The organism is Verrucomicrobiia bacterium (assembly GCA_023953615.1).
Classification (GTDB): domain Bacteria; phylum Verrucomicrobiota; class Verrucomicrobiia; order Limisphaerales; family JADLHS01; genus JADLHS01.
Genome location: JAMLJH010000001.1, coordinates 1,209,757 through 1,233,643, shown reverse-complemented (window position 1 = coordinate 1,233,643; position 23,887 = coordinate 1,209,757). Strand labels below are relative to the sequence as shown.

The window sequence follows — 23,887 nt, the reverse complement described above, 5'->3', positions numbered from 1 at the left end:
TGAAATGATGCTGATGCGTCTTACGCCACGAAGTCGCGGGCTGGGGTGGAGCCTGATCTGGCTCTGCGTCAGTCTGGCCTCCGTGCGCGGACAGGTCGGCATCATCAAGGATTATCAGGTCACGCAATACTATCCGGCGCCAAACTTCCGGCAGTTGCAGATGCAATTGACCGGCAGCGAAGCCGTGCAGCCCACCAATCAGGTCCGCCAATATCATATCACCCAACCTCACTTCACTTCGTTCCGGCCCTCGGGAGAAGTGGAGCTGACCCTCGAGACGCCGGAGTGTTGGTTTGACGATCGCGATTCGCAGGCGCGCACCATCGCTTCCGCTGCGCCGCTGGCCATGCGTACCGGCACGGGGGATTTCAGCATTACGGGCACGGGCTTCAAGTGGTGGCAGAACCAGAAGACGCTCATCATCTCGAACGCCGTCCACGCCGTGGTGCAATACACCAACAACGCGCCGCCGCTCGTTATCACGTCGCGCTGGTTTCAATTCGACGCCGAGCTGCATCGGGGCGTTTTTTACGATGCCGTGCGGGTAACGGACACGAACCAAACCTTGACCTGCACTACTTTAACCATCATCGGCAACACCAATCAAACGCGACCAACCGTCGCGGGCCACAACGCGCTCAATTCCGGCGGCGTGGAAATCATCGAAGCCGAAGGCCCACTGGAAATTCTCGGGCTTGCCCGCCCCGGCTACGCGCGTGCGCAACGCGGTCGCCTGCGCCCGATCGAGCAACGCGTGGATTTGATCGGACAGGCGGATTGGGCGTTTGCCGGGCGCTCCGGGCAGGCGGAGCAATTCACGCTTTGGCATTGGGGCGAAGATATTGAAGCCAGCGGCGAAGTGCGTTTGACGTTGCCACGCGCGGAGCTGGGCGCCGCGGCCAATCTGTTGACGACCACCAATACCGTTCGTCAGGGGACGGCCACCAATACGGTTTCGCTCTTTGCCGACCGCTTCAGCAAACACGGCGTGGCGTTGCTCGCGGACGGCAACGTGCGCCTGGTGGAGGGATCAAACTTTCTGCATTGCGCACGTTTGGAAGGACGGCAGGCCATCCGACCGGCGACGAACGAATGGGCCATCGCCACCGGCGACGTCTTCGTCGGCTCCGCCACGGGCGGCATCCAGTCGGATCGCGCCGAGTATGCCCGGGTGAAGAACGAAATTTTGTTCACCGGCAATCCGCGTTTGCAGGAGGGCGAAATTCGCGGCACGGCGGGGCGCGTGCTCGTGCGACCGCAGGCGAGCGAAATTCAGGCGTTGGATTCGGTTGCCGTGCAGTTTCCGTTGACCAACGCTCAGGGTAGCTTTCTAAATATTCTGCCCACGGAAACCACGCGCCGACCGCCGTCAATCCCGACGCCGGCGCGAAAAGTCATGATCCAGGCGCAATCGTTTCAATTGCGGGATGGACACGGTCTGTTCACGGGCGACGTGGTGGCGCAGGAAATCCCCGCCGATGGCAGCGAAGCCCGAATGCGGGCGCAGGAGTTGGAAATCCGGCTCGCCGCGGATCAACGGCACACCGAGTTTTTGCAGGCGCGACAGAACGTGATTTGTGAGCGCGGCACCCTCGGGGTAACCAACGGCCCGGCGGAATACGCGCGGATGGATTGCGCCACGTTGACGGCGCAGGCGGACCCCGCCACGGGCGAGTTGCTGCAACTTTCCGCCACGGGCGGAGTGGATTTTCAACAAACCGCCAGCCGGGCACAGGGCGCGCAGGTGGTTTACACGGCGGCGGATCAAATCCTGCGCCTGATCGGACATCCGCGCATCGAGCTGCCGGAAGGCGTTTATCAGTCCGAAGATGAATTGATCTGGAACAACGCGAACCAGACCGTGCGCGGCTCGAACGCGCGCTTCACCGCCGCACCTGCGCTCTTGAAGAATCTTAAGGAATCAGAGAGATTTCCCTGACATGGACCAGTCACCAACTCTATCGCCAGCGGCATCCACGGCTCCCGTTGCGGCTTCCGATTCGCTGTTGCTGCAAACGAGCGCGCTGGTGAAGGAATACAAACATCGCCGCGTCGTGAACGGAGTTTCCATCCAGGTGGGCGCGGGCGAAATCGTTGGGTTGCTCGGTCCGAACGGCGCGGGCAAAACCACCACCTTCAACATGGTGGTGGGCGTGGTGCGACCCGACGCCGGGCAGGTAAGCTTTCTGGATCGCGACATCACCAAACTGGCCATGCACCAACGCGCGCGGTTGGGCATCGGTTACCTGACGCAGGAACCGTCCGTATTCCGCAAACTCACGGTGGCGCAAAACATCCAGGCGATTCTCGAAACCTGCAAAATGGATCGGCGCGAACGCGCGGTGCGTTTGCAATATCTGCTCGAAGAACTGGAACTCACCCCGCTCGCCAAAAGCAAGGCCTACACGCTCAGTGGCGGCGAAAAGCGTCGGCTCGAAATCACCCGCGCCCTGGTTACCAGTCCAAAGTTGCTGCTGTTGGATGAACCGTTCGCGGGCATTGATCCACTGGCGGTTTATGAGGTGCAGAAAATTGTGCGCCGCCTGCGCGATCGCGGTCTCGGCCTGTTGATCACCGACCACAGCGCGCGCGAGATGCTCAAGCTGATTGATCGCGGTTACATCATTGTAAAAGGCCAGGTGCTCATTGAAGGTTCGGCGGAATTTCTGGCGCACGATCCCAAGGCGCGCGAAATCTATCTCGGCCCGGACTTCAACCTCTGACGCCACCCCTGCGGCCGGTGATACCCTGAAACACCCATCCGCAGATAACGCAAATCCCGAGATTTTTCCGATTTGCCCGCTGCGTGAATCGGCGCACTCTGTGGACGCCAGCATTTGTGGGCCGACTTTTACAACGGCGCCCGCCACGGAAACCGAATGTCTCAATTCAGCAATAGGCTCAAGGCCATCATGAGACCCACGGCCAGCACGTAAGCGGGCAGAAACGAAAATCCAATCGCCAGCAATCGCGGCACCTCGCGACCCAGGAAAAAGACCGGCAGCAGGACCAGCAGGGTGACGCTCGGGAGCGCAACGGCCACGAGGGGACGCAGGGCATTGGCCAATGCGTAGGCAGGATCCGTAGCGGCACCCAAGTGCGGTCGCACCCAGATCACCAGAACGAGATTGAACAGTCCTCCCACGATGAGCCGCAGGTTCGGATGTAAATTCCCGCGATGGGGAAATAGATGACGCCATCGGGGCCTTTTATCCGCCGTGCGAATTGGCTTCGGTGACGCTTTCATCTTCAGAGTGTTTTGCTCGCGATGGGTTTTCGCGGATTGCGCGACGCAACACCAAATTGGATGGCTGCACCGCACCCCGACCACACGGTAGCCGTAGCGGAAGACACATTCCAACCGTTAGCGTTCCAAGAGCGTCGGCATCAAATGGGTCCGGTAAAATTTCATTGCCCGCGTCGGGATTGGTCGCAACTCTAACCAACGTGAACCGCATTTTGATTTTGCTTCTGAGCTTCGCCGCTGGGGTGGAATTTGTCCACGCCGCACCAGCACGACCCAACATCCTCTTCATCATGTCCGACGACCACGCAGCGCACGCCATCAGCGCGTACGGCAGCCAGGTCAATCAAACTCCTAATCTGGATCGGCTGGCTCACGAGGGGGTGCGGCTCAGCAATTGTTTCGCGGTGAACGCAATCTGCACCCCAAGTCGGGCGGCGATTCTCACCGGCAAATACAGTCACATCAACGGCGTTACGGTCTTCAACCGGTTCGATGGCAGCCAGTGGACGGTGGCCAAGGCGTTGCAGGCGGCGGGTTACCACACCGGCATGATCGGCAAGTGGCATCTGCAAAGTGACCCGACCGGTTTTGACTATTGGAACATCCTGGTCGGACAGGGATTGTATTTTGATCCGGTGTTCATTGAAATGGGGAAGCGGAAAAAACACTCCGGCTACGCCACGGACCTGATCACCGATTTCTCACTGCAATTTCTCGAGCAACGTCCCACCGATCAGCCGTTCTTTCTGATGATGCACCACAAAGCGCCGCATCGCGCCTGGCAGCCTCATCCCAAATACGCGTACCTATTCGATGACGCGGACCTGCCCGAGCCGGAAACATTTAATGACGATTACGCCACCCGCGCGGACGCCGCGCGAGAAGCCATCATGCGGGTCAGCCGCGATCTCACTCGAAACGATCTCAAGCTGCCTCCACCGCCCGGATTGAAAGGAGAAGCGCTGACCGCTTGGCGGCGCGGTACGGATACGGAATTGGAAATGATCACGGCGGGGCGCACCAACCGGCTCACCGGCGCGGCGCTCAAAAAGTGGAAATATCAGCGTTACCTGAAGGATTACCTCGCGTGCATCGCGTCCGTGGATGAAAGCGTGGGCCGCGTGTTGGATTACCTGGATCGAACCGGTCTGGCCACCAACACCATCGTCATCTACACCTCGGACCAAGGATTTTTCCTCGGCGACCACGACTGGTTCGACAAGCGCTTCATGTATGAAGAATCCATTCGGATGCCCTTCTTGATGCGTTACCCGGCCGAACTGCCGGCGGGACGCGTCGTTGATCCGATGGTACTGAACGTGGATTTTGCGCCGTTGTTTCTGGACTTTGCCGGCGTCCCCGTGCCGCCGGAAGTCCAGGGACGCAGCTTCCGGTCGCTGCTCTCGGGCCTCCCTCCGGCCGATTGGCGGCGTAGTTGGTATTATCGCTATTACCATTATCCGAACGAACACGGGGTCGAGCCACACTACGGCGTGCGCACCGAACGCTACAAATTGATTTACTACCACCGCCTGGAGCAATGGGAGCTATTTGATTTGCGCATGGATCCGCACGAGTTGCGGAACCTCTATGCCGCACCGCAAAACGCGCGACTGGTGGCGGATTTGAAAGCGGAGCTGACGCGGTTGCAGGAAGAACTGAATGACCGCAACCAGTTTACGGACGTGAAGTGATGGTGCGCACGAAAGGACTTGAACCTTCACACCTTGCGGTACCAGATCCTAAGTCTGGCGCGTCTGCCAATTCCGCCACGTGCGCGACGCCTGTTCATTTACCTCAAACCCGCCCAAAAGCAAATCGCTAATCCCAAATGAATCGTCCTCATTCGCGCACCCGACTGACGCTTCACCCGAGCAGCGAGGCCCGAGCCGAAGAGGATCAACTCCCTCAATTGTCGTTGGCATAACTCGCTCGACCACAGAAACAAATCCCAAGCCTGAAGTTCTGGCAGAGACCTGCCGCTGAGTGGTGGATTGTCAGCGGGAACAAGACAGTCAGGAACTCCGCATAAGTTGAAAACATACTCTGCCGTCTTCGCCGCGATCATTCACGGGGCGGCGGTGGCGCGGAAGAAGTATGACGCTGCGTTGGTGGGAGTGGCGGCGGTGTAATCAAATGTGCCCGTAGCGGAAGTGGTGTTGGTATGCACGGGTTGCCACTGGACCAGGTCGGTTGAAGTTTCAACCACGCACCAGCGATTCGGCCCGGTACTCACGCGCAATCGAAACGGCCAGTCGCCCGGCGCGGCAAGAGGTGTCAGCCGGAGGGGGGGACTGAGCGCGCGATACAGATTCAAGCGTCCGCCCGTCGCGCATTTACCCTGCAAGGCGGGCTTCGGGTCCACCGCGCTCAGCAATCGTTGAATCAGTTGTTGCGGCGGTTCGGTGGGGAATCTGGCTTTCATCAAGGCCAACGCGCCCGCCACGTGCGGCGCGGCCAGCGACGTGCCCGAGTAAAAATCCGTGTAGAACGTGTCCGTGGCGACGTGGGTGGTGTAAATGTTCTCACCGGGCGCGGCCAGGTCCACATTGGTCGCGCCATAATTGGAAAGCACGCCGAGTTGATCGTTCCGATCCGTGTACGCCACCGAGACGATATTATCAATGTCGTAGCCGGCAGGGTAGCGCGGATTAACATCCACGTTGACCGGTTGGTAGGCGGGTGGTTCGGCGTTGCCGCAGGAGCTGACAAAAATAATTCCCGCATCCCGCACCGCCACAATCGCGTTGGACAAGGATTGCGAATAAGCGGGGCTGTCGAACGCGCCGAGGATGATTTGCGCGCCGTTGGTGCGAGCGTAATCCAAACAGGCGATGATCAGCGAATCGCTGGAGTTGCCGACAGCGTCGAAACATTTACCGGCCATCAGTTGCACGCGCCAGGCGACTCCGGTGGTGCCTTTGCCGTTGTTGCCCACCGCGCCCACCACCCCGGCCACCATGGTGCCATGGCCCGAGCCGCTCGTTTCCAACACGTTCGTGCTGCCATCAAAAGCGTTGAATCCATGGCCGCCATCCAGCGGATGCGTCCACAGATTGGCGGCCAGGTCTTCATGAGTGTAACGAATGCCGGTGTCCAGCACGGCCACGATCACGTTGCTGGCGTCGTGAATGAGATCCCAGGCTTCCGGAGCATCAATGTCGGCATCCGCGGTGCCGCCGTTCTGGCCGGTGTTATGCAATCCCCACAGAGCGCCGTCGGTGAATTTAGGATCGTCCGGAACGACGTTCAGGAAGCGCCGGTAATCCGGTTCGGCATATTGCACCCAACCGCTTTGCTGAAATTTCTCGATCAAACTGGCAACCGTTTCCGGCGGCGGCACGGACACCACTTGCAATCCTCCGAGACTGGGAAAAGTGCTGCGCACTTCGGATTGCCAGGCGCGGCGGAGTTCCGCCAAGGCGTTGTCGGTACCGGGTCGGGGCAGAACCAGGATTTGGTCGTCGCGATAAAGGGTCGCCGGGACCACTGACTGAGTTATTTGGGGCAGAGCGATAAACTGACTGGCGAGCAGCAGGCCGAGCCAAGCGAGTGTTTTCATGCAAGCACGGTGGTTAAAAGATTCGGCCCAGACGGTGAATAATCATCCCGGTATTTTCCAGCCACCAACCCAGCATCGTGGTCAGATCCACTTTGGCCGTCAGCAGGGGAATGCCGATGAGCAGCACCAGCGTGTTGCCGAGAAAAATGATGACCGCTGAAAACAAATAGCCCTGGCTGGTGATGTCGGATTGCTGGGTCTTGAGAATGTGCGCCGTGAGGGTGACGTGGAACGCGTAGGCCGCGCCGACGCACAGATGAAACCAGACGAAGAGATTGTGCCAATTCCAGATCAGGTGGCCGATCAGAAAAATGACCACCACCAACACCGCGTAAAACGGAAAGAAATAGGGCGAGAGCGAGATCAGAAAATTATTTTTATCCACAATCACATGGCCGCCGCGCGCGGTGGCTTTGAACTTCTTCACCCGTCCGCCGAACAGCCACACCCACAACGCGTGGGTCATTTCGTGGCCGACAACGTAGAGCCACATCGGGCGCGGCAAAAACAGGTAGATGGACAGCCAACAGGCGGCGCCTCCCAGAATCGGAACGATGGTCGTGTCCGCACTGCCGCAGCGGCTCATGACCATTCCGAGCGTTTTGCCGGCGGCAAGGCACAACGGAAGCAACAAGATGGCAATGATGAATTTAACCCACTTCGGCACGCGCGGAGCTTAACCGGAGTCGCGTAGAGGTCGGGAGAAAATTCTTTCCAGACTGGTAATGGCGTGTGCCCGGCAAAAAAGGCTTTGAACTTTGATGGCTCAATTTACCATTCCGTCCGTGACACAAAACGAAGTGCTACAAGTTTTTCGCGATACCGGAGCCTTGCTGGAAGGTCATTTCATTCTGCGGAGCGGCTTGCACAGCCGCCAATTCTTCCAGTGCGCGCTCGCCTTGCAACAAATGCCCATTGTCGAAAAACTCGGCGCGGCGCTGGCAACGAAACTCAAGTCGCTCGGCGCGGTCACAGTGGTGGCGCCCGCGATGGGCGGTCTCGTCATCGGGCAGGAAGTTGCGCGGCAACTGGGCCTGCGTTTCATTTTTGTGGAGAAGGAGGAAGGCCGGCTGGTGCTGCGGCGCGGATTCAAAATCGCTCCCGGCGAAAAAATTCTGGTGGTTGAGGACGTGGTGACCAAGGGCGGGCGGGTGCGGGAAACCATTGAGATTGTGCGTGCGCACGGCGGCAACGTGCTGGGCGTGGGCATGATGGTGGATCGTTCCAACGGCCAAACCGAACTGGGCGTGCCGCAATTCAGCTTGATCACTTTGCAGGTGGAAGCTTTCGATCCCAATCATCTTCCGCCGGACCTGGCAAAAACGCCCGCCGTCAAACCCGGCAGCAAATAGCGGCCCTCGTTCACACTGCGGACACTGCGGCGCCGCGAGTTCAGGTCAGTGGTTTAAGCGTGACGTCGTGTAGAACTTTTCCTTCCAGATTGGTGGTTTTGAAGCGGAGTTGATCAAGGTCGGCCACGCCTTCGATCCAAGTGGCGCGCTCCCATTGCGGACCGCCGCCCACCAATTGACCGTAGGGAAACTCCTCCGTTGGCGGCAGCCACGCATCGGAGTGGGTGTGGCCGGACAAAATGATTTGCGTCTTCCAAGCGACCAGCGCTTCATGCCAAGCGGCGCGACCGCGCGCGCTGAAGTGATCGAAACCGCCCTGGTCATAATTGGGCAACTGCTCGTTGCGCCATCGCAGCGGAATGTGACAGAACACCACGCGATACGGGGCGTCGCGAAACTCGGGGCGACGGATGGTTTCCTGCAACCATTGCGTTTGTTCGGCGCGCAAAACGTCAAACGCCACGCGCCCGCGGAACGAGGGGTGATCATCCGGCTTGTCTTCGCCGGTGTCCAAACAGATCACCGCCACCGGGCCGGAGCGAAACGCATAGAAAGGCCGGCCACTGGGCGTGGCCACCAGTTCGGGCATCTTGAAAGCCAACGCGCCCCGCACATCGTGATTGCCCCAGGTGATGAACAGGGGGCGGTCGGTGCTGATGTCGCACTCACCCGGATGCAGCAAAGTGGGAACGAACAACTCCTGATCGGTCCAGTTGTTGCAAGTGTCGCCATTCCACAACAGAAAATCCGCCGCCGGTGTCGCCTGATGCAGCCCGCGAATCGTGTCATTGTGAATGTGCGTGTCGTTCCAGACGACGAAGCGCGTGGCCGCGGCGGTCGGGCTTAAAGTGCGAAATGACTTCCACGCGCTGACCTGCGTCTCGTCGTTATCGGCTGCCTGAGTCACTGAACGCACGCGATAGCTTTGGCCCGGGGTCAATCCGGAAACCCGGACCCGCAGGATATTGTCGCCTTGGGGAACGAACCCAAACGCATCGGCGCCCGCTCGGCCGCTTGAACCATCCTCCGCTTCCCATTCAATCCGACCCCGGCTCAAACGGTTGACCGCCCAGACCGCTTCACAACCATCCGCGCGCGGCGCCATGAGCACCAGGGGCGTGCGGACAAGCGAAGTTTTCTTGACCGGTGACAACGGGCCGGAACTTTGAGCGAGCGTTTGTCCAAGTCCAGCGACGGAGAGCGTTCCAATGAAAGTGCGGCGTTTCATGTTCATGGCCCGGGCAGGATTTTGATTGAAGAACGGATTAACAAGAGCTTTTTGCCAAGAGCACGAAAAATTGCGCTCAGCAAAGATTGAATTACGCCGAAAAACCCCATCGCTCGTTGAACTTTCCTGGGATCAAAAGCTGCGCCAGACCACTCGGAATTACTGTGACACGATGTCACACGTGACACAACTTTCCGTTCGTAAGCGCAATTACAAAATTATGGATTTGTTGGGTTTTAATTGGATTTTTCGAGTTTTTATCACTTGGCATAAATCTGGCGTTAACAGGATCGTTACGATTGTCGTGGCACAAACCGATTTTATTTTATGTCAAAAGTATTAGGCATTGACTTGGGAACGACGAACTCCTGCATGTCCGTGATGGAAGCGGGGGAGCCGGTGGTTCTCGAGAACTCCGAGGGCAAGCGAACCACTCCCAGCGTGGTGGCTTTTGCCAAAAATGGCGAGCGGCTGGTTGGCGACGCGGCGAAGCGTCAGGCCGTCACCAACTCGCGCAACACGATTTACTCCATCAAGCGTTTCATGGGTCGTAAGTACGATGAAGTGCAGGAGGAAACCAAACGCATGCCCTACAAGGTGGTGAAAGCCGCCAACGGCGATTGCGCCGTGGAAGTGGAAGTCGAGGGCAAAGCCAAACAATTTTCGCCGCCGGAAATTTCCGCGATGATTCTGGCCAAGCTGAAAGCGGACGCTGAAACCCGGTTGGGCGAGAAGATCACGCAAACGGTCATCACCGTGCCCGCCTATTTTAACGACTCCCAACGCCAGGCCACCAAGGACGCCGGGCGGATCGCGGGTCTCGAAGTCCTTCGCATCATCAATGAACCGACCGCCGCCTCGCTTGCCTACGGTTTGGACAAGAAGAAGGACGAGAAGATCGCGGTTTACGATTTGGGCGGTGGCACGTTCGATATTTCCGTGTTGGAAATCGGCGATGGCGTGTTTGAGGTCAAAGCCACCAACGGCGATACGCACCTCGGTGGTGACGACTGGGACAACGCGGTGATGGACTGGATTCTGGACGAATTCAAACGCGAACAAGGCATGGATTTGCGCAAGCAACCAGACGCGTTGCAACGCATCAAGGAGGAGGCTGAGAAAGCGAAGATCGCGCTCTCCAGTTCGTCCACTTACGACATTAATCTGCCGTTCATCACGGCGGATGCCAACGGCCCGAAGCACATTCAAAAGACGCTGACGCGCGCCAAGCTGGAACAGCTCACCGACGCGCTGTTTGAGCGCACCACCAAGCCGGTGCTGGCTTGCTTGAAGGACGCCGGGTTCAGCGCCGATAAAATTGATGAACTGGTTTTGGTGGGCGGAATGACCCGGATGCCGCGCGTGGTGGAAACCGCGCACAAACTGGTGAACAAGACTCCGCACCAAGGGGTGAATCCGGATGAAGTGGTTGCCATCGGCGCCGGCATCCAAGGGGGCGTGCTCAAGGGCGACGTGAAAGACGTGTTGCTCCTGGATGTGACCCCGTTGTCCCTCGGAATTGAAACCCTCGGCGGTGTGTTCACCCGGTTGATCGAGCGCAACACCACCATCCCGACGCGCAAATCGGAAATTTTTTCAACTGCGAGCGACGGTCAACCCGGCGTGGAGATTCATGTGTTGCAGGGCGAACGCCAATTCGCCCGCGATAACAAAACCATTGGCAAGTTCCAACTCGCTGATCTTCCTCCCGCCCCACGCGGCGTGCCGCAAATCGAGGTTTCGTTTGATATTGACGCGAACGGCATCCTGAACGTGGCCGCCAAGGACCTGGGCACGGGCAAGGAGCAAAAAATCACCATCACGGCCAGCAGCGGTCTCTCGAAGGAAGAAGTGGAGAAGATGCGCAAAGACGCCGAAGCGCACGCCGAGGAAGACAAGACCAAGCGCGAGGAAGTCGAGACGCGCAACGAAGCCGACAATGCCGTTTATCGCACCGAGAAAATGCTCAAGGAAAGCGGCGACAAGCTTTCCGGCGACGACAAGAAGAAGATCGAAGAAGCGGTCAAGTCCGTGAAGGACGCGCTAAAAGGCAGCGACGCGGCGGCGATCAAGTCGAGCAGCGAAAAGCTCAATGAGGTGTGGCAGTCCGTGAGCGCGGAGCTTTACAAAAAAGCCGCGGAACAAAGCAAGGCCAGCGGCGCGACGGCGGGCGAGGCGTCCGGCGGCGGTGCCGGCAAAGCGGATGAGGCCAAGGACGGCAAGGATGAAGGGCCGATCATTGACGCCGAAGTGGTGGACGAGAAGAAGTGATCGGGGCGATGCGCCATTCAGGTTCTTCAACATCAGCTTCGTGAAACAAGAAGAGTGAAGATTCGAAATGTTTTTCCTGTCGCTCGGGCGGCGGGAGTTACTTAAGCAGTTAACCAAACAACCAGACAGAATAAACTATGGCACTGAACATTAAACCCCTCGGCGACCGGATTCTCGTGGAACCGGTCGAAGAGAAGGAAACGAAAAAGGGCGGCATCATTATTCCCGATTCCGCCAAGGAAAAACCGCAGGAAGGTATTGTCCGCGTGCTCGGCACGGGAAAAACGGACGATGACGGCAAGAAAATCGCCTTTGAAGTGAAAGTGGGCGATCGCGTGCTCGTCTCGAAATACGGCGGCACGGAAATCAAGCTCGACGGCAAGGAGTACAAGATTTTCAGCTCCGATGACCTCGTCGCGATTCTGAACTAATCAAAATCGGTAGGGTCAGCGCGCTGCGCTGACCGGACGCCGCCGCGCGACGTCCCTACCAAACGAAATTAATCAATAAACTAGAAATTAAAAATTATGGCAGCAAAACAACTGTTGTTCGATGAAGCCGCGCGTCAGGCTATCCTGCGCGGGGTTTCCAAACTCACCAAGGCGGTTTCCGCCACGCTCGGGCCGAAGGGTCGCAACGTGGTGCTCGATAAGAAATTTGGCTCTCCCACCATCACCAAGGACGGAGTGACGGTCGCCAAGGAAATCGAGCTGGAAGATCCGTACGAAAACATGGGCGCGCAAATGGTCCGCGAAGTCGCCAGCAAAACCAGCGACAACGCGGGCGACGGCACCACCACCGCCACCGTTCTCGCCGAGGCGATTTATCGCGAAGGCTTGAAGTTCGTCACCAGCGGCGCCAATCCGATCGGAATTCACCGCGGCATTCAAAAGGCGGTGGACGCCGCCGTGGCGCACTTGGACAAGATCTCCAAAAAGGTCAAGGACAAGGAAGAGATCAAGCAGGTCGCGACCGTTTCCGCCAACTGGGACACCACCATCGGTGACATCATCGCCGAGGCCATGGACAAGGTCGGCAAGGACGGCACCATCACCGTCGAGGAAGCCAAATCCATCGAAACCACGCTCGACGTGGTCGAAGGTATGCAGTTCGACAAAGGCTATCTGTCTCCCTACTTCGTAACCAACGCCGAGGCGATGGAAGCGAAGCTGGATGACGCGTACATCCTGAACTTTGAAAAGAAGATCAGTTCGCTCAAGGATCTGTTACCGATCCTGGAAAAGGTCGCGAAAGTCGGCAAACCGCTGTTGATCATTGCGGAAGAAGTCGAAGGCGAAGCGCTTGCCACCTTGGTGGTGAACAAGCTGCGGGGCACGATCAACGTCTGCGCCGTCAAGGCGCCCGGATTCGGAGATCGCCGCAAAGCCATGTGCGAAGACATCGCCATCCTCACCGGCGGCAAGTTCATCAGCGAAGACCTCGGCATCAAGCTCGAGACCATCACGTTGGATGATCTCGGTCGCGCCAAGAGCATCGTGGTGGACAAGGAAAACACCACCATCGTTGAGGGCGCGGGCAAGTCCTCGGAAATCCAGGGTCGGGTGAATCAGATTCGCCGTCAGATCGAGGAAACCACGAGCGACTACGATCGCGAGAAATTGCAAGAACGCCTGGCCAAGCTGGCCGGAGGCGTGGCCGTCATCAATGTCGGCGCCGCCACCGAGTCGGAGATGAAGGAGAAGAAGGCGCGCGTTGAAGACGCCTTGCACGCGACCCGGGCCGCTGTCGAAGAAGGCATTGTGGCCGGAGGCGGCGTGGCGTTGGTGCGCTGTATTGCCGCGATTGACACCGCCAAGACCGCCAATGAAGACGAGCAGATCGGCGTCAGCATCATCAAGCGCGCCGTCGAAGCTCCGTTGCGGGCGCTCGCGGCTAATGCCGGCGAGGAAGGCAGCGTCATCGTCGAGCAGGTCAAGAAAGCGAAGGGCAACGAAGGTTACAACGTCGCCACCAGCCAGTATGCGGACCTCGTCAAGGCGGGCGTGGTGGACCCGAAGAAGGTCACCCGCAGCGCGTTGCAACACGCCGCTTCAATCTCGGGTTTGCTCCTGACCACCGAATGCCTCATCACCGAGGTGCCGGAGAAGGAAAAGCCCGCGGCTCCTGCCGGACACGGTCCCGGCGGCATGGGCGGAATGGACTACTAAGTCGTTCTCCGCATTGAATTCAGCCCGGCCAGATCACTGGCCGGGTTTTTTATTTTCCACTCCGAATGGCAGGGCCGTGCGGAAAACTGTCTGTGCTTCGTTCTTGACCGGCGCCGCGCTTTGTATTGCACTGATTGAGCATGAAAAAAGGTTTTTTGGCTCTGGCAATGGGAGCCGCGCTGCTGGCCTTGGCCGGTTGCGTGAATACAGTTTCGGAACAGAAGACGGCCGGAGTAAAGTTGTCGCGCGATCGGGTCGAGAACCATTACGAAGTGCCTTTCAACCAGGCACTGGAAGCGGCCAAGGCTGCGCTGAAGGGTTATGGTGCGTTGTCTCGTGAAACCACATTGCTGGAATCCACCAACCAAGTGCGCGCCCTGGAAGGCATGGCCAATGGTCGCAGCGTGTGGGTGCGGGTGGAGGCGTTGGAGCCGCGCTTGACGTCCGTGATCGTGCAGGCGCGAGGCACGTGGGCCGGGAGCGATGTGCAAACCGCGCATGAACTGGCGACGCGAATCGCTTTGGAATTGTCCAAGTAAACGCAATCCGCTGCCGTTGGGCTGACGGGAACGTATTAAATCTGGTATGAAAAAATTAAGAAACCTCCTGTTGTTGACGGCGTTGGCGGGCGTGGTTGGCTGTGTAAACACAGTGACTCGCAATGATCGGGGCCTGATGCCGTCCTATCAGGACTGGGTGGAAGGGCGCTACGAGCAATCCGTTGACCCGGTATTTGAAGCCACCAAGCGCGCCATCAACAGTTTTGGAAATACGACCCGTGAGGGAATGGACGTGGCGGGCGCCAATCCGGTGCGCCTGGTGGAAGGCTGGATCAACGAACGCGGCATCTACGTACGCTTGGAGCAGGTAGCCCCGCAGCAAACTGTGGCGCGCGTGCAGGTTCGCACCCGTTGGGGCGGCACCGATCTGGCCACCGCCAAGGAGGTGGTGGATCGCATTGCGGTGGAGCTGCAGTAGCCATCGGCAAAAATTTGAGCCGGACTTTACGTCCGGCTTTTTTATTGCCCTCAACGCGGCGAACCGGGCGGCCCGTATTTCAAACCGAGATTTTGTTCGTAATTTCCCAACTTGACGGTGCGCGCCGCGGCTTTGGCTTTTATTTCCAGCGCCATCAAATCCAGGCGATTCCGCGCCAGGTCTGCGGCGGCATGATTCGGGAAGCGTTCAATGATTTGGCGTAATGTCGCCTGAATGGTCTCGCTGGGCGCATTGCCGTGGAGTTGCAGATCGGCGAGCAGATTCAACCAGCGAACGACCGTTCGCGCGGGTTGATGAGGTTGTTGGATCAACTGCTCCAACTGTTCCGTGGCCAGATCGAGTCGCTGGTAATGCCGCGCGTAAAGAATGGCGAGTTGTTCCCGCGCGGCGTGGTCGTGCGGGTGCGTTTCAAGTTGTTGCACCAGTTCGTTCGTTTTCGCAACCGGATCCTCGGGCGGGGCGGCCAGATGCCGGGAGGAAGAAAGCAATCCGATGTTCTCGACGCCTTTGACCACCTTCATTTGCGGCCGATCGTGCGACTCAAGCAGATAAGCCCGACTGGGCAAATGACTGATCCGTTGTTCAGCCAGCACCGCAAATTCCGTATTGGGCAGCAACTCCACGATTTGCTCCAGGCTGGTGTGGGCCGCTTCCGGATCCAGATCGTATTTCAGGTTCCAATCAGCAAGCGTGTTCAGCGCGTAGGCGATATTTCGCGGGGCGTGTCCTGGCTGATTCAGGATGCGTTGAATGGTGATCGTCGCGGTGGGAAGGTCATCCAGATTCTCAGCTTGAATTTCCGCCTGCAACATCTGCCCGGCAAAATCGGTCGGGAATCTTTCCAACTGCTTCCGGATGTCCGCCAGCGCCGCCTGAAACTCGGCGCGTTTCCGCTTGGCGATTGCGCTGGAATAGTGCGCTTCCGGGAGCACTTCGAGATTGCCGCCGTCATAAAGATTGCCCAACACGCGGGCGGCGAGGTCGGTGAGCGCCGGCGTCCAAATGATGGCGAAGAACAAACCCAAAACCGCCAGGGCCAGAACTCCGAAAACTGCACTGCCTGGATCCCAGGCCTGCCGGTCAATGGCCTTGCCAATGAAAACACCGATGGCTACCAAGCCCGCCAGACCGGCCCCGGTTAAAATCCACTTGAAAATCAGTCGTGCCGGATCCGGCGACTTTTTCAGCGCCCGCCACATGATCCAACCGAGCGTCGCCAAAATGGCCAGCATCGGGATAAGCCCCAAGGCATAAGTCCAGATTGAAGGTGAGGCGTTCGTTGGTGGCATGGTGCCGATTCTTTCGTTGTCAGGTTAATTTTGAACGAGCGCCCGCCCGTTTCAAATTTATTCTTGCAAATAACACACGAAGGCGCCTAATACGCATGTTGTCCAATGGAGCTTTTGGGGTGGTGAAGAATTCAACCGCCGCGACGGAGTTTGACGAACTTGATTATCCCAAGGCAGGACAGCGAATTGTTAGTTACCAATCCAATAATAACAACGACCGAAAACCAAAAATAAGAAGGGATCGTATATGACAAAAAAATGGTTGAGTGGTGTCTTGATGGGCCTGTTGTGCGCCGGAACGGCGTGGAGCGGCTCATTCTTTTTTGACTTCAACTCCGACCCGGCCGGGCAGGGTTTGATGACCATCACCGGGAATGGTGGTTGGTACCCGTACGATGGAGTTAACTATCCTGACAACCCCGAAGACGGTTTCCTGAAGCTGACCGAGGGGACCAGTGCCAATACCAGAATCATCTTTGCGGATTTCGATGAAGGCGCCGTAGTGCAGGCTTTCACGTTCGAATGTGATCTGCGCATCGGCAATGGTTCGGAGAGTCCGGCCGATGGTTTCAGCGTCAACTATTGCCGGGCAAATGATCCGGTGCTAACGGGCGGTGCATTCGCGGAAGGGCAGAACTGTGAAGCGAATCTCCCCGAGGAAGGCACGCAGACCGGGATCAGCATCGGATTTGACGCTTGGGACAGTGGTGGAACCGCCGGATCACTTTGCAGCGTTGTGGACCAGAGCATCGGGATCGACGTGGCCGCAGTAACCGTCCGCGTGGACGGTATTCTGGTCATGCAATATCCTTGTCCGACCCGAAATCCCAGCGACTGGACGGATCCAACCTCGATTCAAACTGGCCCTTGGGATGGGGTCAGCGGCACTGCTTACTTGCACTGGGCGCGTCTTAAGGTGCAACTCGCGGCCGACGGCAAGCTCAACGTTTGGTGGAAAGGCACGCAAATTTTGACGGATTACCAAACCACGTACTTTCCCAGTCCCGGCCGTTTGGTGTTCGCCGGACGCACCGGCGGCAGCTGGCAGAACCAGGATGTGGATAACATTTCCATCACCACTGTGGCGGCAACCCTGGCTCAGGCGGGTGTGGCGACGGGCAACCCCGGCGGCTTCACCTTGGACGTAACCGATTCCGGGAGCAGTGTGGTCAATCCGGCCACCGCCAACGCCACGGTCAAGCTGGATGGTGTGGCCGTCACTCCCATCACCGGCACGAAAGCGGGAGCGACCACCACCTTTGCCTACCGCGGCTTCCCGACCTTGCTGGCTTCGGGTTCCATCCATACGGTGGAGTTCACCTGTGAAGATGGTAATGGAAATTCCATCACCGCCGAACGGACTTTCACAGTTCCAGCGTACGTCACCATTCCGGCGGCGGACGCAGTGACCGGCGTTGACACCTCCAAACCCGGCTATCGCATCCGGCCCTGGCAATCGCCCGGCCAGCCGAACCAGCTCTACTGGCTGGAAGAGCAGTTGCTTGGGTTACACGGCGCAAACGAGGCCGATTTAACCAGTGCAACCAACAATGGCTACATCAACTTCAATGGCCTAGTTAACTTCAATGTCTTTCCAGCCAGTGATGGCTTAAGTGATGCGGGCAGCTTCAACACCGGGAACGGCTATCCCGACGCGCACTTCCCAGGTCTTCCGGGCGCGAACGGACTGACCGGCAGTACTGCGATTGAACTGCTCACATTCCTTAAATTCGATACGGCCGACGTTTATACCATGGTGGTAAACAGCGATGATGGATTCCTGGTATCCGAAGGTAAGAATCCCAGTGACCGCTTTGCCAATCGGCTCGGGCTGTACAACGGCGGCAAAGGCGCGAGTGACGTGTCCTTCACCATAGCCGTCACCAACGCCGGCATCTATCCCGTGCGCCTGGTATGGGAAAATGGCAACGGCGAAGGTACGGGTAACGGAGCCAACCTGGAATGGTTCACGATCAAGAATGGAGTAAAATACCTCATCAATGATCCAAGCCCAACCAACACCTCGGGCATCGCCGCGTATTATATCGGGCCGACGCTGCCGGCCTACGTTTCGCACTTCTATCCGTTTGCGGGGGCGACGGGCTGTCGTGCGGATAAACTTGTGGCTCAGATCACGGACGGCGCCAGCCTGGTAAATCAAGGCAGCATCCAGTTGTTGGTGGATGGTGTTTCCGTGAATCCAATCAGCACCAAAGTTGGCGGCGTTACCACGGTTGCAGCCAATTTCACCTTCGCGAACCTCATGCTGGCCGGGACGCGCACGGCCACCTTGATCTGGAGCGACGCTGCCGGCGCGGCTCATTCCAATAATTGGAGTTTCGCCGTGGCCCCTTATACAACGCTTAATCCCGGACTCAGTGTGCCGCTTTCAGCAGGTGACACTGGTAAACCGGGCTTTACCATTACCGTGGCCCAAATGGATCCAGATCTGGCCAGACCCGGTGAAGGAGACGGTCTGCCCAACCAGATGGATGCCATGGATGCGCTGATCGGCGGCCTCTTCTTCCCCTACTACGGCACGAATACCGCCGATGTGGAAGGCTGGTATTCCGGAATCCCGGCGGATGAAGGCAACAAATGGTTCTACGCTGACGTCATGGACTTCAACAGCAGCGGCTCGCCCGGTGATTTTGCTTCCGACCATCAGTTGCCAGGAATTCCCGGCGCAACGGGTAGAACGGATAACTTTGCGGCTTGGATTGAAGGCTGGTTGCCTTTGAACGCTGGTTACTACCGCATGAGCATCAACAGCGATGATGGCTTCCGCGTGACCCAAGGCACTGGAATCACCCGTCAAGTTCTCCACGTCAACGGTCCAGGCATTGATCGCGATGTCGCCGCCGTCGTCACCTGGACGGGCAACAGTTCCTTTGGGGCCGCCATGCCGGTTGTGCCCATTTCGGGGCCGGTAGCCTACTTTGACTCGAGCGCCGGTTGCCCACTACCCGCCACCGACCTCACCGGCAAGATCGCCGCAATCAACAATAGCGAATGCTTGGACCGTGATTACGTGACTCAAGCGCAAGCCATGGGTGCGATTGGCTGCATCATCATCAATGACGCGCAGTGGGGTCTGCCTTATGTCTTGGGCGGCAACACGCCCAGCACGCCCATCACCATTCCAGTAGTTTGCGTTAATGGATTCGGCGGTGAAGAGCAGGACATCTGGGCAAAATCCGGTTTGGTGGCCACGCTCGGTCGGGATGCCAACCTGGAACTCGGCATCGCGGACTATGGCAAAGGCATGAGCTGGGTGGACTTCAGCTTTGCGGTGCCTCAAAGCGGCCTCTATCCGATCCATGTGCTTTATGAGCAGGGCGGCGGCGGGGCCGGCTTCGAATGGGCCACCGTCACCTCGGACTCCCTCGCCATGGACGCCATTACGCGCACGCTCATTCATGACGCCAGTGCGTCTGGCTCGCTCATGGCCTATCGCGAAGTGACCGCACCACTTCCGCCCACGCTCTCCATCGGGAAAGTTGGTGCGGATGTGGTGATCACTTACACGGGCACGTTGCAAAGCTCAACCACGGCGAATGGCGGTTATGCGGACGTGGTGGGCGCCTCTTCACCATACACTGTGCCTACGAGTGGCGGTGCTAAATTCTTCCGGGCCCGTAGATAGGAACGGGCGTACCGGAACGAATTGACGGCCAGTGAAAAACGGCTGTAAATCCGAACTCGATTAATACTGGCTGCGCCTGAATTTCAGGCGCAGCCAGTTACGAAGTCGCTTCCCGCTTTCCACCGTCTCGCCGCTTACGGGTACCTGGCAATCGCCCGCCCCACCGTCGCCGCAAGAGGTTTTACGCCGCACGCGTGGCACGGTGAGCATCAACCGCCACCTCACCGCCTGAGAACAGTTGGCGCGTTACCACTTGTCAGCAACCCGAACCATTTGCGCACCTGTATGTGATCGCCGCACCTTCTTGGGGATAGGTCCGGCGAATATGGTTGCCCGGTCGCGACGGGACCTGGGAAGGAAGGATGCTCGCGGTTAAAGCTCGAATTCCAGACGGGTTTTTGAGCCGGATTGGACATTCTCAATCATCATTTCCTTCAGCTCATGCTGCCCGTTGATTTTTTCCAGTTCGGTGGGGCGAAATTCCTTCAGCAGCTTGCCGCGCGCGTCGTACGCTTCGGCTTGCACGATCCCGTTCGCGTCATCTTGAATCCAGGTAACCACGCGCGAATAGCCGGAGGAAGACGCCGCCGGATTTTTGCTCTCCAAAACCTTGCACCCAATGCTGCGCGCCATTTCCCAGCGGCTCACCCGCTGCTCCGGCCAGTGCAGGAATTCCAGGCCAAGGTCCGACAGCCAGAAATCCGACCCGGCAAAGGGGACGTCCAGTTGACTTCCAGAAAGCAACGCGCCCGCATCGTCACGATAAAGACTCGGCTGATGGGGCCGGTGCTCAACGGAGAACCCGGGCAAATTGGTGCTGCCGCTCCGGGCGGAGTAATAACTGATCCAGTTCGTTGGCGTGACAACGACCCGGCAGGTGTAAGCGATTTTCACCAAAGGTTGGCGGCGCGCTTTGATGTAGAGCGACCCGGTGTTGGTGAATTCCCGCTCGGGCATCGCGGTCCGTAATTGCGTCACCAGTTCGCGCCCCAGTTCGATGGCTTTGGATGGATCATAGAGAACCTGGCCAGAGGTCTGGGCGTTGGACGCGGGGACACCCAGGAGCTGCATCGCCAGCAGCAACAAGCCCCCGTATCGCGCCGAGGCCTGGCGAGTGATCCAGTGCCCCGGCCACGCGCGAACGGGACTCAAAATTTCATTCGCCTGGACAGGGTATCGCTGTGTGCTCGCCACGGCTGTTTTCATTTTTTGGCCAACGCGATGTTGATCACTTCGGAGATGCGAGTCACAAAATGAACTTTGAGTTTATGCCGCACTTCAGCGGGAACTTCCTCCCAATCGGGTTTGTTGCCGGCGGGAAGAATGACGTGCTTCACCCCGAACCGCACCGCCGCCAATACTTTCTCCTTCACCCCGCCAATGCGCAACACGCGGCCGCGCAGACTGATTTCACCGGTCATGGCGGTGTCCGAACGCACGCGCCGCTGCGCGAGCAGCGAAACCAGTGCGGCCACAATCGTAACGCCCGCGCTCGGACCGTCTTTGGGTGTCGCCCCCGCTGGAACGTGAATGTGAAAATCAAACTTGGACGCATCCTTGAAATCTAACCCGAGACTTTCCGCCTGGCTGCGCAGATAACTGAACGCCGTTTGCGCGCTTTCCTTCATCACTTCGCCGAGTGAGCCGGTGAGCAGGAAACTACCCTTGCCCGGCATGCGCGAGACTTCGATGAACAGCACCTCGCCTCCCACCGGCGTCCACGCCAGTCCCGTGGCGATGCCGAACTCCTTGATTTTTTCCGCCGTTTCGGAAATGAACGGCGCGTGTCCCAATTCCGCTTTTAACGCGGACGGTTCGAGTTTGATGGAGGGCGTCTGACTGTTGACGCTGATCAATTTGCGCGCGGCCTTTCGCGACAACGCCGCAATCTGACGTTCCAACTGGCGCACGCCCGCTTCCCGCGTGTATTCGCGAATCAAACAACGCAACGTGGCGTCCGGCAACACCAATTCCTTTTTACTCAGGCCGTGCTCTTCGAGTTGGCGCGGCACGAGAAAGCGTTTGGCAATTTGCAACTTCTCGGACTCCGTGTAACTGGGCAGTTCGATGACCTCCAGGCGATCGCGCAAAGCGGCGTGGATCGGATCGAGCCAGTTGGCGGTGGCAATGAACAGCACGCGCGATAAATCGTACGGCAGATCCAGATAGTGATCAGTAAAGGTGTTGTTTTGGGCGGGGTCCAGCACTTCCAGCAAGGCGGCAGCGGGATCTCCGCGGAAGTCCGATCCAATTTTATCCAACTCGTCCAACAGGATGACCGGATTGTTGCTTTCGACGCGACGTAAAGTTTGGATGATGCGTCCCGGCATCGCCCCGACGTAAGTGCGCCGATGCCCGCGAATCTCCGCTTCGTCCCGGATGCCTCCCAGCGCAATGCGCGCGAACTTGCGTCCCAACGCATCGGCGATGCTTTTGCCAAGGGAAGTTTTGCCCACCCCGGGCGGACCGACCAGACAGAGGATCGGACCCTTGATCACCTGTTTGCGTTTGATGACCGCGAGGAATTCCAGCAGACGGTCCTTGACCTTGCCCAAACCGTAATGCTGCTGGTTCAGAATTTTTTCCGCCGCTTTCAGGTCAATTTTATCGGCGGTGGATTGTCCCCACGGCAGGCCGAGAATCCAATCGAGATAGTTGCGCGCCACCGGGTATTCCGCCGCGGCGGGTTGCATCTGCTGCAACCGTTCCAATTCCTGGGTCGCCACTTTGCGGGCTTCCTCCGAGAGCGGTGTTTTCTCGATCTTTTCGCGCAGCGCTTTGACTTCGTTGGAATTGGGATCGCTCTCGCCCAATTCGCGCTGAATGGCGCGGAGTTGTTCACGCAGAAAAAAGTCACGCTGAGTCTTGGCGATGGAACTGGCGACGTCCGTCTGAATTTTGGAACTGAGCGTCAGCACTTCATGCTCGCGATTCAGCATCGGAAGCAGTTTCGTGAGCCGCTCCTTGACGGACGCGGTTTGCAGCAACATCTGCCGATCTTCCAACGACAGATTCAAATTGGCGGCGATGAGATCGGTAAAGTGCGCCGGGTCTTCGATGTTGGCGGCGGCCACCTTGATTTGCTCCGAGAGCGCCGGGGACAGCTTGATGATCTCTTGAAACTGGGTTTGCGCGGTGCGCATCATCGCCGAAACCTCGATGGATTCGTCACGTTGCTCGTGAATCAGGCCAAACTTGGCGCGCAGATACGGCGCGGTGCTGGTGTATTCCTTGATGCCAATGCGCCAGAGGCCCTCGACCAATACCCGCACCGTGTTGTCGGGGAATTTTACCATCTTCGCCAGACGCACCACACAGCCGACGTCGTAAAGATCTTCCGGCGCGGGATCGGCAACGTCCGCGCGTTTTTGCAGCACGGCGCCCATCAACCGGTTGCCGGCGACCACTTCATCAATCAACTGGATGCTCGGACCGGTTTCCACCAGCAACGGCGCAATCGCACCCGGAAAAATGACGATGTCCGACAAGCCGAGGATGGGCAGCGTTTCGGGCAGGGAACGAGACGAGATGCGGGAGGCCTCCTCGGAAGTTCCGGGCGGGCTCATGATGCTGACAAATTCTGTATCGGCTGGCGTCATCGCGGTATTAACTCACTGCGGTATTAGAGTTTGAATCCCGGAAACAATTCAAGCAAACCTGCCGATTATTTGCCGTCGGAAATGGTCAGCCTGGTGCTTTTGGTTTGAGTGGCGGCGGAAATGAGCGGCACGTCAATGCGAAGGAAGCCGTTCAGGTAGGAAGCCTTGGCCTGGCTGAGATCGTAGCCGGGCGGCAGCTCCAGCAGACTTTCAAACGGGCCGTAATTGATCTCCATCACCAGAAAACTTGCTTTCTGAGCGCGACAGGTATCCGGACGATCGCCACTGATGCACAGCCGGTTGCCCTCCACCGTGATTTCCAGATTTTCGCTGCGCATTCCGGCCAACTCGACTTTGATCACGAGTCCGGAGCTCGTGGCGTAAACGTCGGTGTTGGGCACCCAATGGCCGTTGACGGCAGAGTCGCGTCCGCTGATGGTGGAGGCGCGGGTGACGAATTCGGTGGAAAGGCTAACTTTGGTGATCGCCATGCGGATTTAAGCTATCTCACCCGCCGCCCCCGTGC

At 58.2% G+C, this 23,887-nt stretch carries 18 protein-coding genes and 1 tRNA gene; 10 read left to right on the top strand and 9 right to left on the bottom strand.

What is annotated here, in order from left to right; genetic code table 11:
• Window positions 1–4: 4 nt before the first annotated feature.
• The gene (locus M9920_05100) at window positions 5–1,939 is read left to right on the top strand and encodes a hypothetical protein (protein MCO5051660.1); all 1,935 of its coding nucleotides are present in this window, start codon (window positions 5–7) and stop codon (window positions 1,937–1,939) included.
• 1 nt (window position 1,940) lies between these two features.
• Entirely contained in the window at window positions 1,941–2,723 is a 783-nt protein-coding gene (gene lptB / locus M9920_05095) for an LPS export ABC transporter ATP-binding protein (GenBank protein ID MCO5051659.1), read from the top strand.
• 161 nt (window positions 2,724–2,884) lie between these two features.
• Here the strand turns inward: lptB and M9920_05090 are convergent, their stop codons facing one another.
• On the bottom strand, window positions 2,885–3,247 hold the full coding sequence (locus tag M9920_05090; GenBank protein MCO5051658.1) for a hypothetical protein: 363 nt from the start codon (window positions 3,245–3,247) through the stop codon (window positions 2,885–2,887).
• A gap of 290 nt (window positions 3,248–3,537) precedes the next feature.
• Between M9920_05090 and M9920_05085 the strand changes: the two genes are divergently transcribed.
• The gene (locus tag M9920_05085) at window positions 3,538–4,941 is read left to right on the top strand and encodes a sulfatase (protein MCO5051657.1); all 1,404 of its coding nucleotides are present in this window, start codon (window positions 3,538–3,540) and stop codon (window positions 4,939–4,941) included.
• Here M9920_05085 and M9920_05080 read toward each other — a convergent pair.
• From M9920_05080 to M9920_05070, 3 genes are all read right to left on the bottom strand, one after another.
• Window positions 4,942–5,026: transfer RNA gene (locus M9920_05080), tRNA-Leu, on the bottom strand.
• Between the two features lie 289 nt (window positions 5,027–5,315).
• The gene (locus M9920_05075) at window positions 5,316–6,809 is read right to left on the bottom strand and encodes a S8 family serine peptidase (GenBank protein ID MCO5051656.1); all 1,494 of its coding nucleotides are present in this window, start codon (window positions 6,807–6,809) and stop codon (window positions 5,316–5,318) included.
• A gap of 13 nt (window positions 6,810–6,822) precedes the next feature.
• Window positions 6,823–7,476 (bottom strand): hypothetical protein, encoded by a 654-nt coding sequence (locus tag M9920_05070; GenBank protein ID MCO5051655.1) that lies wholly within the window; start codon window positions 7,474–7,476, stop codon window positions 6,823–6,825.
• Between the two features lie 94 nt (window positions 7,477–7,570).
• On the opposite strand from M9920_05070, the gene pyrE reads away from it, so the two are divergent.
• Window positions 7,571–8,161 carry an orotate phosphoribosyltransferase gene (pyrE, locus tag M9920_05065; GenBank protein ID MCO5051654.1) on the top strand — a complete coding sequence of 197 codons (591 nt, stop codon included), beginning with the start codon at window positions 7,571–7,573 and terminating at the stop codon, window positions 8,159–8,161.
• Window positions 8,162–8,201: 40 nt separating this feature from the next.
• Here the strand turns inward: pyrE and M9920_05060 are convergent, their stop codons facing one another.
• Window positions 8,202–9,395, bottom strand: a complete 1,194-nt coding sequence (locus M9920_05060) for a metallophosphoesterase (protein ID MCO5051653.1) — start codon at window positions 9,393–9,395, stop codon at window positions 8,202–8,204.
• A 321-nt stretch (window positions 9,396–9,716) separates the two neighbouring features.
• Here M9920_05060 and dnaK point away from each other — a divergent pair, with 321 nt between their 5' ends.
• From dnaK to M9920_05035, 5 genes are all read left to right on the top strand, one after another.
• Complete coding sequence (gene dnaK, locus M9920_05055) at window positions 9,717–11,660, top strand: molecular chaperone DnaK (GenBank protein ID MCO5051652.1); 1,944 nt, start codon at window positions 9,717–9,719, stop codon at window positions 11,658–11,660.
• Window positions 11,661–11,797: 137 nt separating this feature from the next.
• On the top strand, window positions 11,798–12,091 hold the full coding sequence (locus M9920_05050) for a co-chaperone GroES (protein ID MCO5051651.1): 294 nt from the start codon (window positions 11,798–11,800) through the stop codon (window positions 12,089–12,091).
• A 96-nt stretch (window positions 12,092–12,187) separates the two neighbouring features.
• Window positions 12,188–13,828 carry a chaperonin GroEL gene (gene groL / locus M9920_05045; protein ID MCO5051650.1) on the top strand — a complete coding sequence of 547 codons (1,641 nt, stop codon included), beginning with the start codon at window positions 12,188–12,190 and terminating at the stop codon, window positions 13,826–13,828.
• A 140-nt stretch (window positions 13,829–13,968) separates the two neighbouring features.
• Window positions 13,969–14,367: a hypothetical protein gene (locus M9920_05040; GenBank protein ID MCO5051649.1), complete on the top strand. Its 399-nt coding sequence runs from the start codon at window positions 13,969–13,971 to the stop codon at window positions 14,365–14,367.
• Window positions 14,368–14,413: 46 nt separating this feature from the next.
• Window positions 14,414–14,806 (top strand): hypothetical protein, encoded by a 393-nt coding sequence (locus M9920_05035; protein ID MCO5051648.1) that lies wholly within the window; start codon window positions 14,414–14,416, stop codon window positions 14,804–14,806.
• 50 nt (window positions 14,807–14,856) lie between these two features.
• Here the strand turns inward: M9920_05035 and M9920_05030 are convergent, their stop codons facing one another.
• Window positions 14,857–16,116, bottom strand: coding sequence for an outer membrane protein assembly factor BamD (locus tag M9920_05030; GenBank protein ID MCO5051647.1), 1,260 nt, complete (start codon window positions 16,114–16,116; stop codon window positions 14,857–14,859).
• A 247-nt stretch (window positions 16,117–16,363) separates the two neighbouring features.
• On the opposite strand from M9920_05030, the gene M9920_05025 reads away from it, so the two are divergent.
• Complete coding sequence (locus M9920_05025) at window positions 16,364–19,762, top strand: hypothetical protein (GenBank protein MCO5051646.1); 3,399 nt, start codon at window positions 16,364–16,366, stop codon at window positions 19,760–19,762.
• A gap of 372 nt (window positions 19,763–20,134) precedes the next feature.
• Here M9920_05025 and M9920_05020 read toward each other — a convergent pair whose 3' ends face one another.
• From M9920_05020 to M9920_05010, 3 genes are all read right to left on the bottom strand, one after another.
• Window positions 20,135–20,914: an outer membrane lipoprotein-sorting protein gene (locus M9920_05020; protein ID MCO5051645.1), complete on the bottom strand. Its 780-nt coding sequence runs from the start codon at window positions 20,912–20,914 to the stop codon at window positions 20,135–20,137.
• A gap of 50 nt (window positions 20,915–20,964) precedes the next feature.
• The gene (gene lon / locus M9920_05015; GenBank protein MCO5051644.1) at window positions 20,965–23,328 is read right to left on the bottom strand and encodes an endopeptidase La; all 2,364 of its coding nucleotides are present in this window, start codon (window positions 23,326–23,328) and stop codon (window positions 20,965–20,967) included.
• Between the two features lie 98 nt (window positions 23,329–23,426).
• Window positions 23,427–23,852, bottom strand: a complete 426-nt coding sequence (locus M9920_05010) for an Hsp20/alpha crystallin family protein (GenBank protein ID MCO5051643.1) — start codon at window positions 23,850–23,852, stop codon at window positions 23,427–23,429.
• Window positions 23,853–23,887: the final 35 nt, after the last annotated feature.